Genomic DNA, 13,276 nt, shown 5'->3' with positions numbered 1-13,276 from the left:
CCGGACGTTATTATGTCAGCGTGTTGGTCGATGAAGATTTTGAACAAAGCATGGGAGTTTTGCCTTATGGAATCGGAATTGATTTGGGAATTAAGGATTTTGCAATCATCAGCAATGGAGATGTTTATAAAAACATCAACAAATCACAAAAAATCAGACGATTAAATAAACGCCTCAAGCATGAGCAGAGATGTTTGAGTAGAAAATACGAAAATAAAAAGAAAAGGAGAGCTACTGATTCTGCAAAAAATATGGAAAAACAAATCTTAAAAGTCCAGAAGCTTCATCAACGCCTTCAAAACGCACGTCAGGATTACGTCAACCAAATTGTGAGTGAACTTGTGAAAATCAAGCCAGTTTATATTACAGTTGAAGATCTTAACGTCAAAGGTATGATGAAAAACAGACATTTATCAAAGGCAATAGCGCAACAGAATTTCTATTACTTCAAAACAAAACTTGAGTCAAAATGCAACATACACGGGATTGAACTAAGAACCGTTTCAAGATGGTATCCATCAAGTAAGACGTGTTCAAGCTGTGGATGCATTAAAAGCGATCTTAAACTTTCAGACCGAGTTTACATTTGCCCGGATTGTGGTTTTGAAATAGACAGAGATTTAAACGCAGCAATTAATTTGAAAAACGCAATAGAATATACAATCGCTTCTTAACTGCATTGTATATGTGTACCGATGGCTAGTCGGGATTTTAAGACTGCGGAGTGTTATATCAAATGTTAGTAGTGTGACAAGTCACACAAGGACAGACACCGTGAAACAGTAAATTTCTGGATGTGGACATATTTGTCTATATTTACAGTAGCAGAAAGCCAATGCAAATGCATGAACGTGGTAAAATTGCCAGAGCAGCCGGCATTCAGTTAGCTGCCACCGACAGCCAGACCCGAAACGCCGGTTTACTGGCTATTGCCAAAGCACTTGAAGAAAATACAGCTGCCATCATCGCAGCCAATCAGGAAGACATGAAACGCAGTCAGGAAGAAAACCTCGCGGCGCCGCTGCTGAAGCGGCTCACCTTCGACGCCGGCAAAATCAGCGATGTCATTCAGGGCATTCACAGCTTAATCGAGCTTGCCGACCCCCTGGGTTCCACTAAGCTGTCCACCCAGCTCGATGAAGGCCTGGACCTTTACAAGGTGACCTGTCCCATCGGTGTCATCGGTGTTATTTTTGAATCCCGGCCGGATGCCTTCGTCCAAATTTCCACCCTCTGCCTGAAAAGCGGCAACGCGGTTCTGCTCAAAGGCGGCCGGGAAGCGCTGGAAACCAACCGCATCCTCGCCAGAGTGATCGGCGAAGCCACAAAAACAACCGGCATTCCGGATGGCTGGGTTCAGAACCTGGAAACCCGGGACGATGTAACCGCCATGATGGCGCTAAATGACTACATCGATCTGATCATCCCCAGAGGCTCCAACAGTTTTGTCCAGTACATCATGGCCAATTCAAATATCCCGGTCATGGGCCATGCCGACGGCATCTGCCACCTGTATGCCCACGAAGATGCCGACATCAAACAGGCCGTCGATATTATTGTCGATTCCAAAACACAGTACGTCGCCGTCTGCAATGCACTGGAAACCCTGCTGGTCAATGAAAAGATCGCTCCGGCTTTATTGCCCCCGCTGAAAGCAGCGCTGGAAAACAAGGGCGTGCGCTTGAAAGGCGATGCCGCCACGCGAACAATCATCGATGTGGAAGCTGCCACCGAACAGGACTGGAAAACCGAATATCTGGACTACATTCTTTCGATCCGCATCGTTCCTGCCCTGGATGCCGCCGTCGCACACATCAACACCTACGGCTCCGGACACACCGATGTTATTCTGACGACAAATGAAGCCGCTGCCAAAACCTTCATGACTCTGGTTGATTCTGCCTGTGTCTTCTGGAACTGTTCAACGCGATTCAGTGACGGTTTCCGCTTCGGCTTTGGTGCAGAAGTCGGCGTCAGCACCGCCAAGCTGCATGCCCGCGGACCAGTCGGTCTGGACGGCCTCCTCAGCTACAAATACAAGCTGCTGGGCCACGGCCAATGCGTGGCCGATTACGCCAGCGGAAAAAGCCATTTCACCCATCTGTCCCAGGACACAAACTGCCCGGTTTAAAAATTGAAAAACGGCCTTTACATAACTACCGTGAGCTTCGCTGCCGGTTTGTGCGAACCCCCAGAAGAAATCGCTACGCGAATTTCTTCTGGGGCGCGGGTAGTCGCCAACTACAAGCAAGCTTGTGATTGGCTCGTTACCTTCGCGAAATTGTTACACTGTACGGCGGACAGTCTAGCGACTGTTCGCCTACACGTTACACAATTGGTTGCACAAACTGGCATCAAAGCAACTTCTGTTCGTGCCTTTAAAATTTTGTAATAAGCTAAATAAAAAGTGAGGTTTATCATGGAACCGAAAAAAATTGTCGTCGTTGTTCTGATGCTTATTTTCATTGCCGGCCTTGGTTTTTTCGGTTATTCAAAAATAACCAATCAATCAGATAATAAAGCCAACGAAAATTCCACCAAACTGCCCAACCCCATGATGGAAAGAGCTTCAGTGGATGAGATTCAGAACGCTCTGGGCTTTAGCTTTAATTCCCTGCCAGCAAACACTTCCGACATCAAGTACTTCACCATTGATAACACCATCGCACAAGCCGATTTCACTGCTGATGGCGTGACTTACACCGTTCGCAAAGCGGAAGCCACCGCTGGTGACATCACCGGCGTTTATACCGAATTTACCAGCAGCCAGACCATTGCAAACAGCACCGGAATCGACGTATTGTACCAATACAACGAAGGCTCTGAAGGCCTGGCTACCTGGAGCGCCGGCAACGATGTCTACTCCGTATTCTGTGAGTCCGGCGCTCGTCTGGACTCTATGCAGAGCATCGTCAATGCCGTTTCGTAAGAACAGATTATTTAACCAAACCAGGCCAACGCAATACAATGTGATGTAATCTTTTGTATTGCGTTGGCCTGATATTATAGAGCATCATATTGTAGGGGCGGGTATTACCCGCCCGCAAACGTCTGTACCAACGACAAACGTCTGCGGGCGATTGGATAATGACCTAGGGGTCAGACCCTCGCCCCTACGGTATGAACCCAAATTGAGTACAGGGACCTCTTGAAATACCTTGTAATATAAGCTTCTACGATATGATGCCTGATCATGTCCTGCTTTCCACAAACCACCGCGGCTCCTCGTAATAAAGGCAGACCTCCTTGTTTCGGATCCGGCAAACATAACGGATGCCCTGGCCGCCGACCTTCAGCGAAACCCCCGGACGCATATCCAGAATCCGGTCAATTTCAAACACCCGGCCATCCTCCCACAGCACCTGCAGCGGAATGATTTGCCCGTCCTCTTTAAATTTTACAATCACCTGAACATATTTTTTTATCATTATACTTCACCACTTTAAAAGCATCGAACAATGCTTGCTTTGATGTCAGCTTTCACAAACAATTTTGTAACGTGTAGGCGAACAGTCAATAGACTGTCCGCCGTACAGTGTAAAAATTGTTTCGTGTAAGCTGGCAGCGAAGCTCACGGCCCTTTCGCAATTATCTGTCCCTCTTAAAAATATCCAATCGGATGGATGATATGATCTTTTTTGGGGTCCAGGCCGCTCATGCTGTCGCCCAGTGTGACGGCCCGGCGCACCGAAAGATTGCCGAAGCGTTTACGGAGACCATCAACGGTATCATCCAGTCTGGCCAAACGGACTCGCTCCTCCTCGTGACCGAACACATCAAGCTGAATCGGCACCGTATCCGGCAGCAGATCCGCCGCCCGGACGCCCAGCGAGCGGATGTCCGAGCTGAAATCATAGCTCTGGTCAAACAGCCGCATCGCTAACTCAGCGATCTCATTGGTCAAATCCGTCGGTTTCTCCGTTTTGGTCTGTCTGGTGAAGCTTTTCAGCTCCTTATTGCGCACGTGGATGGCCACCGTCTGGCAGAAACAGCCGGATTCGCGCAGCCGCATGGCCACGCTCTCCGTCAGCATGTAGACAATCAGTTTGACATCCTCGCGATTTTTAAGATCCCGGGGCGTGGTGATGCTGTTGCCGATGCTTTTGATGAGCCGCTCATTACCATTGTAATTTTGATCAAATCGTTTCACCGGGCTGTCATCCAGACCGTTGGCAAACCGCCACAGCACCGCGCCCATTTTTCCGAACTGAAGGACCAGAAAATCAAGCGATGTCTGCGCCAGCTGGCCGATGGTATAGATGCCGTATTTCATCAGCTTTTTCTTCGTTGACCGGCCCACATAAAGCAAATCCCCCACTTCCTGCTCCCAGACAATCCGCTGATAATTATGGCAGTCGATCACCGTGATGGCATTGGGCTTTTTGTAGTCCGAACCGAACTTGGCAAAAATTTTATTAAAGGATACCCGATACGAAAAATATATACATTTTTATAAAAATATAGACATTTTTACTACGATAAGACTTATACACATGCTTTCGTCTTTATCTTCCTGTTTCTTTGCATCCAGTTTTGCCGAAGCTACTTCTGTTTGATATAATGCTCCACAGGCTTAAATTCCGCAGTATCGTTGCGTACATACTCAAAGCTTATTGCGTGTTAAGTCCTTTGAGTTGATAATTTGCTAAATTAACACTGGCATTAAAATCCCGATCCATTTCTAAACCACAGTTACATCGATAAACCCTGTCTTTTAGTTTTAAATCTGATTTTATCTGTCCACAGCATGAACATGTCTTTGATGAAGGAAACCATCTATCAGCCTCAACAAATGCAATACCATACTTTTCGCATTTATACTTTATTTGTCGTTTGAATTCACACAACTTCTGCTGTTGTATGGCTTTTGCCAGATGTTTATTCTTCATCATACCTTTTACATTCAAATCTTCCATCACAATACGAAACGGTTTGGTTTTCACAATTTCGTTTGAACATTGATGTAAATGATTTGTCCGTATATCAGTCAATCTTTTATGTAATAACTGAATAACCTGATTTTGTTTCTGAATGTTTTTCATCTCTTTTAATGATGTCTGATAGACTGGTCTTCTGTTTTTGGTATAACCCTTTGTGTTAGCCATTAATTTACGACTCAACTTTCGCTGCTCACGTTTTAACTTCTTTTCAAGTCGTTTAACTTCTTTTGTCTTGTTGACATTTTTCTTAAAAGAACCGTCTGAACAGACAGCCAGTTCTTTAACGCCAACATCAATACCCAGACTTACGTTTGTCAATTCAACCGCTTCAAAGATTTGGTTATACCCAACTGATAAAAACCAGTTTTTACCATCAAAAGAGATACGAGGGTTTTGATATTTTTCGCCCTCTCTTAGCTCGGGGAGTGGTTGACAGGTTTTAACAACACCAATCTTTTCACCCCTGAAACCATCTTTTATTCGTTTCAGGCTTTCATAGTTTACATAAAAACTTGGTTTGCTTCGATGCTTGCTTTTAAACTTAGGTTTTCCAGAAGTTCCTTTATGCCATCTCTGATAAGCCAGATCAGCATCCTTAACAGCCTGCTTCATGACGTTACTGCCAACTTCTTTCAGCCAAGTATGCGTTGTCTTTTTAATTACAGTGTTAATATACTTTCGTACATCTGACTCTTTTAAGTATTTCTCTGACTCCAACCCCTGTTTATAAGCAACATAATGTTCCTCCCGTCGTCCGACAAGATAATTATAAGACCATCGTGCAACCCCTGCTGATTTTTTAAAAAGGTCTTCCTGTTTTTTTGTAGGTTTCAGTTTAATCCGTATCGCCAGTATCATGTTGTTTCACCTCATCAATCAGACGTTTTGTCTTCTTAGACCGCTGACCATACAAACGATTGGCAAAGACGGTAATGATTTGTACTAAATCATCCGTTAATTCTGCCTCTTTTGTTTTTTCTGTATGGTCAATAACCTCAAGCTCAACACCATTGATATGACAAAAATATTCAATCATTTCATATCCAAACCTCACCAATCGATCTTTATACAAGATTACGATTCGATCAATCATCTGACTGTTTATTTTGTCTATCAATTCTTTCAAACCTTTTTTGTTGTAGTTAATACCAGAACCAATATCGGTAATAACATTAAACTGATATCCTCTGGCTATCATATAAGATTTGACATTTTCAACCTGAGTCTCTAAATCGTCTTTCTGACTCGGTGTACTGACACGACAGTACCCTATTGTCAGTTTCTTTACATCTGATTTTGAAGTAAACTGTTTTAACTGTTCAATCGAATAATAACGTGTACCACCTTCGGACTTATGGGCCGGTATCAATTCACCGCTTTTTTCCATCCGTCGGAGGGTCACAACGTCCACACCTACACGTTTAGCAAATTTACCAATGGAAAGCAATTCCATCTGTACACACCTCCAATCCATTTATTAATTAAATAATAACATAAGATCGGATATTTATCTATATTTTTTGGAATTGTATATATTTTTCTTGTTCACTATAATTCGCAACATTATAGCAGTCTTATTCTCACGAACAGACCTCTCATGCTTTCACATGAGCGCAGACTATATCTTCATCTCACTATAATAATGATGAGATGAGGGATTTTTCTTCCACCCTTAGCTTGTGGTTTTACTCCCCCTCAAGGGGATAGTCGTTGGAGGTTTCCCATATCTTTCGACTTAGGGCTTTCCCTGCTAAACATCCATTTTTACAGCACTTAGCACTGACGTTTTCTGTGTGTCACGATCATCCATTCACAAACACTGATCAGCTTTTGTTTCAGCTTATGCCATCCTTGTTGTTTTTTCTGCTTTCGCACCGTTACGTCTGCCGTTTCCAGTTCCGCTTTGGTCACAAGGCTTTAGGAATTAAAAGCAATTAACACCTAGTCTGCACCGCTCACACGATACAGAGGGTACTCTGTTGAAATCTATACGACTATACAGATTTGTATAGTTTTATCTAAATTTACTGCAACAGTTCTGTTACCCAATCGACACGGTCACGCCCAGCTCATCCTGAATCCGCCGGCTGATCTTCCGGGCGATTTCCTCGCCGCTGCCATGCAGGCCGACACTGCTCGTCACATCAATCCAGGCCTCATCCAGCCCGAACGGCTCCACCAGATCCGAATACTCGTAATAGATTTTTCGGGCCAGTCGTGAGAACCGGAGGTAGCGGCCATAATCAGGCAGCAGCACCACCAGACGGGGACATTTCCCCTTTGCCTCACCGATGGTTTCACCGGTTTTAATCCCGGATTTCTTGGCCAGCTCATTCTTTGCCAGAATGATGCCATGGCGTTTTTCCGGATTTCCCCCGACCGCCACCGGCAGGCCGGCCAGTTCCGGATGGTAGAGGCATTCCACACTGGCATAAAAACTGTTCATATCGCTGTGTAAAATAACGCGGTCCATTGTTTACCTCCTCTGTGCAGCATCACGATGATTATACCCGGCATGATGCTTGGCGTTTTCTTTTTCATCATAACCGTCTGTGATCTTTTCTTTTATAATATACCCATTAATGATAATTTGTCAATCTTTAAATATATTTTTAACCGTTGATGGTTATTATTATTGAAAATTTTCTGTCTATCCTTTATAATAAAGCCGAGGTGATAAAATGATTACTGAAAAAATCAAGACATTAAAAAAACAGTCAAAAATGACTGCTCATGATTTATCTGAAAAGTCCGGCATTCCGTTGCCGACCATCCATAAATTATTATCCGGTGAAACCAAAAATCCCAAATACGACACGTTAAAAGCCGTGGTGGCAGCCATGGATTATCAACTACAGCTGGAGCCGATCCAAACCGAAGGGACCGATCACTATTCTGACCAGGAAATCCAGATGATGGTTCTTTACCGTCAACTGTCAGCCGACGGGCAGTTCCTTTTTGCTGAGAATCTCGCCCAGTTCATTGCCTACGAACAGGAGCGCATTCCAAAGCAACCCGCACAACCCACACGCGAGCTGCCGCTTTATCTGCTGCCCGCCTCTGCCGGGGTCGGCAGCTACCTGGACTCCGACCAGTATGAATTCCGGCCCTTTCCGGTTTCTGCCGCGCCGGCATCGGCCAAATATGCCGTCCGGATTACGGGAGACAGCATGGAGCCGGCCTTTTTCAACGGGGACATCGTCTTTGTAGAACCCGTCGCCGATCTGAATGAAGGGGATGTCGGCATCATCGTCATCAACAGCGAAGGCTACATCAAACAATACCGGGATCAGCAATTTATTTCCTTCAACCCCAAATATCCGCCGATTCTTCCAAAAGCGTATGATTCCGTCCGCATCGCCGGGAGGGTTTTGTCCAAATATCATCAGACGCAATAAAAAATCACGGGTGATCCATGGCTCACCCGTGATTTTCTTATTGATTTCAAGAGCATCATTTTGTCGGGGCGAGGGTCTGACCCCTAGGTCATTATCAATCGCCCGCAGACATTAGTCAATCCGGGAAGGCTGCGGCCTCGCCGGCTTGTCTTCCAATGCTGCTTGCTTCCTTGCCAGATACAAATAATTTATCTTCACAACCAGCTTGATCAACAGCACACAGAGAATGATCCCCATTGCCGCACCGACGCTGTCAATCAACACATCGCGGACTTGCGCTGAGCGCCCCAGAGCAAACAGCTGATGAAGCTCATCGCTGATGGCATAAAAGACACAGATGACGAATGCCACCACCGTGGCCCGGGAAACCCTGCTCCATTTTAAAGCATGCAAGGTCAATCCCCCAAGCATCAGAAAAATAAGAAAATGGGCGCTCTTTCTGATATAATGCTCCAGCGCATCAATCCCCATGTTGACCCCGAAAAAGCTGATCGTCAGCTGGGTGACATGGGTACTGAGTTTGGCTGACTGAACCGCCGGCTGACTGGAAAAATAAAAAATCACAGCCATCCAAAACACCACTAACATCCATGCGATCAGGCACTTCATGTTGTCATTTCGTTTTTCTTTTTGATTGGTCATCATTAATTACTCCGTTCTCCGATTAACGCTCCTGCCAGCTTCCCAATCGCGTCAGCCAAAATTCTTTTTCCTTCTTTCTGCATTTTAACATTTTATTTTATTAAGTTGCTTAAATTCTACCCGATTTCCCCATCTAAAAGAACCCCCGGCAAAACCTGGGGGTTCAAATAATAAATTGTTTCTCAGTTAAGAACTACTTTTACGTTGTCTGTCGTAGCTGCTTCCGAACCATCCTTAGGCGTAACCGTGAAGGTCACCGTTACCGTACCGGGGCCAATATTTAAAATCACACCGGTCGTCGGATTGATCACAGCGATGGTATTATCAATACGGGTAAAGGAAACCGTATAATCGTACTGATTGAATCCGGCATCTGCGATCAGGTGTTCAGCGCGCGTAATGATACTGTCACCGACATGCTGCACGCCAAAGTTGGCCGTGTTGATCTTGGCATTTTGCAACACATAAGCTGCTGTATAGACCAGATTTTTCTGGGCTGCTACGATCTCCGCTGTCGCCGCCGCAACATCTTCCTGTGTATTTTCATAAGTTACAACATTAGCTGCAACAACGGTCTGGTAGGCTGTCCAGGAAGCAGGTGAGTAATTGCTCTCTTTAACAGCAGCTAAAGCCGCATTGTAATCCGTCATATCCGCGCCCATAACCAGTATTTCATTCTGAAGCGCAATCAGCGTATTGGTGTAACCATCCACGACACTCTGCGAATAACCTTTCAAGGTATCAATGGGAATCTCGGTAATCGCTTTGACCTGGCTGTCCTTACTGTAAGCGGCAAAGGAAGCCGTCGTATAAGGGCCATCTGTGACTTTGATATTCTTTGCGGTATTAAACGCTGTGATATCAGCTGTTTTAACCAGTTTCATGATATAACCGCTGATATCGTACATCGCCGTTTTAATCATGTTCTGATCGCTGTTCTTTGAGATTACATCGTATGACCATACGCCGTTTTCCAGGGTTCCGTACAGTTCGCATTCTGCCGTATAGGCATCCCAGGTCGATTTGGTATAAGGCGCATTGTCGGCCTCTGCACCATATTGCAGATACAGCGCAATGGCCTTGTTAAACTCCGTCATATCGGAATAAAACGTCAGGTTTTTCTGGGCCGCTAAAATGGCCGTTGTTGCCGCATTCACTTTCACCTGAGTATCCGCCGCGGTGACGACATTGGCATCCACTACTGCTTTATATTCATTCCAGCCGGTTTTTACCTGATCCTCTGTGACCGCCGCCAGAGCCGCCTCATAGTCGGCCAGATTAGTTAATTTAACCAGCTTTTTCTGTGCTCCAAGAATGGCAACGACAGCCTCATTAACCTTGGCCTGAGTATCTGACTCCGCCACAACGTTAGCGTTCACCACTGTCTGATAAGCCGACCAGGAAGCCACAGTGTAATCTTTTTCTGTTACGGCTGCCAACGCATCATTATAGACGCTTAAATCTGTTTTCTTGACTAAACTTTGCTGGGCTTTAACAATCGCCGCCGTCGCCGCATTGATTTCCGTTTGCGTATTGGCCATGGTGACCACATTACCATCCACCACTAATTTATAGGCAGCCCAGGACTCCGTCCGATAATCCGCCTCTTTAACAGCCGCCAGGGCCGCATTGTATTTGGTCAGATCGGATGTCTGGATCAGCACAATCTTGATCGCTTCCAGTCGCAGGCTCTCACCGGTAGTACCGGCAGCCTCTCCGCCGACAAACCAATTGGTGTTATCATTTTCATCCTTCAACCACCCCTTATTCTCAACCTGCACATTGTACTTCAGCACATAGCCGGGAAGATTATTAAGAACCAGTTTGATGCTTTCAAGACGCAGCCCTTTACCTTCGGTACCGGCCACTGTCCCCATCTCAACAGGACCTAAATCGCCTTGATCCTGAACATGAACATAGGTTTGAATATTGGCACCCGTCGGCAGCGTACCCGTCAGTTCCACTCGCAGCGCTTCCAAACGCAAAGCTTCACCAACCGTACCGGAAAGGGCGCCATTGGTTTTCCAGCTGGACTCCCAGCCCTTATTCTCGATATGTGTTGTATACCGAACGCCGGCAGCTTCAGCCACCGTCGTAACCGTATTTTCTTCAGCGGCAAAAGCACTGGATGATAAAACCATAAACAGCATTAAAATTGCTGATAAAATACCCACCGTAATCTTCTTCACGCGTTAATCCTCCATTTATTTATTTTTAATTCTTTTAAATACTAGCACTTCACTCCTTTGAATTTTACACCTTCTGATGATTTTTTGCAACGTTTACTTCTGTCAGTGAAAAGCCTCTGACAGCATCGCTGCCAACCATCAGCGATGGAAACGGCGCTTTCTTCATTAAAATGAAAAAAAATTGTTTTTTTTAATGTTTTAAGACAACGGATGTATTATAATATGGGCATATACACAAACCAGAAAGGAACACCCCCAGTGAAATTAAAAAAATCAATCGTATTTTTACTGATGATGGCTTTAATTGCAACTACCAGCCCCTTAGGGGTATTCGCAGAGAACCAACCCATTTTAAATCAGACAGCCAGCCAATCAATGGTTGTCCAAAGCCTGGACGAAGTCTCAACGATCAATGAAAATTCAAATATCGACCAGGAAATCATCGTCATTTATAAGGATCATCAGGCCAGCATCGGAAATCTTTCCCTGACCACCTCGGAAATTAAAAGCGGAGCAACACTCTCCCCCCGGGTGGATGTCATTGAAGTCAATGATGGCATCGATGCAGATTCGATGATCACCGAGCTGCAGACCAATCCCAATGTACTGGTGGCTGAAAAAAACAGCTACCTCCAGACGACAGCCCTGCCTGACGATCCTGATCTGACGACCGCCTGGCAGTTCGGGCGCATCGGTACCGACGTCACCTGGAATCAAATAACCAACAGCGAACCCATCGTTGTCGCCGTTATCGATACCGGTCTCAACATCCAGCACCCGGACCTGATCGGAAAAACCGTTGCCGGTTACGACTACGTCGATGACACACTGGATATCAAAGACATTGCCGGCCACGGCACCAAAGTCAGCGGGGTGATCGCCGCCACCGCCAACAACAGCATCGGCATCGCCGGCATTGCCGGAACCGCCAATGTCAAAATTGCCCCCTACCGGGTCGGCGGAACCTTTGAAGGCGATACCAACTTGAGTAAAGCCAGCATCTGCGCGGCCTTGTACGATGCCGCAAGCCGATCTGATGTGAAGGTTATCAACATGAGTTTTGGCTGGTACGATGCTTCGCCGGCTCTGGAAACAGCCATCACCAATGCCACCAGTGCCGGCAAAGTTCTGGTCTCATCATCGGGAAACGAGGGAAAAGCCGATAATATCAACGCCGGGCAATATTCCTATCCGGCCTCATACAACGGCGTTATTTCGGTCGGAGCAACGACCAGTGCCGACACCATCGCCAGCTATTCCCAGTACAACGATCAGGTCGATCTGACTGCCCCGGGAAATGCCGTCTACACGACCACCAGTGATGGCAGCTATAAAGCCGTATCCGGGACATCCTTTGCCAGTCCGGTCGTCGCCGGCGCCTGTGCCGTTCTGATGGCGGCCGACCCCAGTTTGACCAGCGCCAAAGTGGAAACCATTCTAAAAAGCACCGCTCAGGATTTTGGCGATGCCGGTAAAGACAGTTACTACGGCTACGGACTGATTAAACTGGATGATGCCCTGGCGGCCCTGCCTAATACCCCTTCAATCACCTATCAGACCCATGTTCAGGATGTGGGCTGGCAGGGATGGAAGACCGATGGCGAACTCAGCGGCACTGCCGGACAGGCCCTCCGCCTGGAAGGCATTGAAATCAATGTGGACAAAAAAGCCGCCGACCTCGGTGTGAAATACAAAACTCAGGTCGAGAATATCGGCTGGCAGGATTATGTCGCCGATGGCACGATGAGCGGTACCTACGGCCAGTCCCTGCGGCTGGAAGCGATTCAGATCGAGCTCACCGGTGCCGATGCCCAATTGTTTGATGTCTACTACCAGGTGCATGCCGAAAACCTCGGCTGGCTGGGTTGGGCCAAGAATGGCGACAGCGCCGGAACCGAAGGCCTGGCCTATCGGCTGGAAGCCATCCGCATCGAGATCGTACCGAAAGGCATGAAGGCTCCCGGCTCTACCGCTACCGCATTTGTGAGCAATTAAACACGCGTTCACGGGCGATTGGCAATCACCCCTACATATCCAATACCCAATAAAAAAAACTGGTTTCCTAATCTGGAAGCCAGTTTTTTTGTTGGGATTAATTTTTAAGGGG

Annotated in this window: 11 protein-coding genes and 1 pseudogene; 5 read left to right on the top strand and 7 right to left on the bottom strand. The window is 46.4% G+C overall.

Annotation, left to right across the window (positions count from 1 at the left end; genetic code table 11):
- From GH808_RS11580 to GH808_RS11570, 3 genes are all read left to right on the top strand, one after another.
- Positions 1-674, top strand: a 674-nt coding sequence (locus GH808_RS11580) for an RNA-guided endonuclease InsQ/TnpB family protein (protein WP_207722318.1), incomplete at its 5' end; no start/stop codon positions are given.
- 161 nt (positions 675-835) lie between these two features.
- On the top strand, positions 836-2,131 hold the full coding sequence (locus tag GH808_RS11575) for a glutamate-5-semialdehyde dehydrogenase (protein ID WP_186842955.1): 1,296 nt from the start codon (positions 836-838) through the stop codon (positions 2,129-2,131).
- Positions 2,132-2,419: 288 nt separating this feature from the next.
- Positions 2,420-2,929, top strand: coding sequence for a hypothetical protein (locus GH808_RS11570; protein WP_186842954.1), 510 nt, complete (start codon positions 2,420-2,422; stop codon positions 2,927-2,929).
- 262 nt (positions 2,930-3,191) lie between these two features.
- On the opposite strand, the gene GH808_RS11565 is transcribed toward GH808_RS11570, so the two are convergent.
- From GH808_RS11565 to GH808_RS11545, 5 genes and pseudogenes are all read right to left on the bottom strand, one after another.
- A complete protein-coding gene (locus tag GH808_RS11565) occupies positions 3,192-3,428 on the bottom strand; it encodes a hypothetical protein (protein ID WP_186842953.1) in 237 nt (78 codons plus the stop codon).
- A 173-nt stretch (positions 3,429-3,601) separates the two neighbouring features.
- On the bottom strand, positions 3,602-4,318 hold the full coding sequence (locus GH808_RS11560; RefSeq protein ID WP_311135785.1) for a DinB/UmuC family translesion DNA polymerase: 717 nt from the start codon (positions 4,316-4,318) through the stop codon (positions 3,602-3,604).
- A 292-nt stretch (positions 4,319-4,610) separates the two neighbouring features.
- Positions 4,611-5,798 (bottom strand): RNA-guided endonuclease InsQ/TnpB family protein, encoded by a 1,188-nt coding sequence (locus GH808_RS11555; protein ID WP_186842952.1) that lies wholly within the window; start codon positions 5,796-5,798, stop codon positions 4,611-4,613.
- Positions 5,776-6,393 (bottom strand): IS607 family transposase, encoded by a 618-nt coding sequence (locus tag GH808_RS11550; protein WP_186842951.1) that lies wholly within the window; start codon positions 6,391-6,393, stop codon positions 5,776-5,778. Before GH808_RS11550 ends, GH808_RS11555 begins: the two co-directional genes overlap by 23 nt.
- A gap of 591 nt (positions 6,394-6,984) precedes the next feature.
- Positions 6,985-7,413: pseudogene (locus GH808_RS11545) on the bottom strand (Y-family DNA polymerase); the annotation flags it as partial.
- 208 nt (positions 7,414-7,621) lie between these two features.
- Here GH808_RS11545 and GH808_RS11540 point away from each other — a divergent pair.
- On the top strand, positions 7,622-8,338 hold the full coding sequence (locus tag GH808_RS11540; RefSeq protein ID WP_186842949.1) for an XRE family transcriptional regulator: 717 nt from the start codon (positions 7,622-7,624) through the stop codon (positions 8,336-8,338).
- A gap of 111 nt (positions 8,339-8,449) precedes the next feature.
- On the opposite strand, the gene GH808_RS11535 is transcribed toward GH808_RS11540, so the two are convergent.
- Positions 8,450-8,983: a VanZ family protein gene (locus GH808_RS11535; RefSeq protein WP_243166195.1), complete on the bottom strand. Its 534-nt coding sequence runs from the start codon at positions 8,981-8,983 to the stop codon at positions 8,450-8,452.
- 179 nt (positions 8,984-9,162) lie between these two features.
- Positions 9,163-11,169, bottom strand: coding sequence for a hypothetical protein (locus GH808_RS11530; RefSeq protein ID WP_186842948.1), 2,007 nt, complete (start codon positions 11,167-11,169; stop codon positions 9,163-9,165).
- A 258-nt stretch (positions 11,170-11,427) separates the two neighbouring features.
- Here GH808_RS11530 and GH808_RS11525 point away from each other — a divergent pair, with 258 nt between their 5' ends.
- Positions 11,428-13,164, top strand: a complete 1,737-nt coding sequence (locus GH808_RS11525) for a S8 family serine peptidase (RefSeq protein WP_186842947.1) — start codon at positions 11,428-11,430, stop codon at positions 13,162-13,164.
- The last annotated feature ends 112 nt before the right edge of the window (positions 13,165-13,276 follow it).

This window comes from Acetobacterium fimetarium (assembly GCF_014284475.1).
Taxonomy (GTDB): Bacteria; Bacillota; Clostridia; order Eubacteriales; family Eubacteriaceae; genus Acetobacterium; species Acetobacterium fimetarium.
This window is presented reverse-complemented; position numbering and strand designations above follow the sequence as displayed.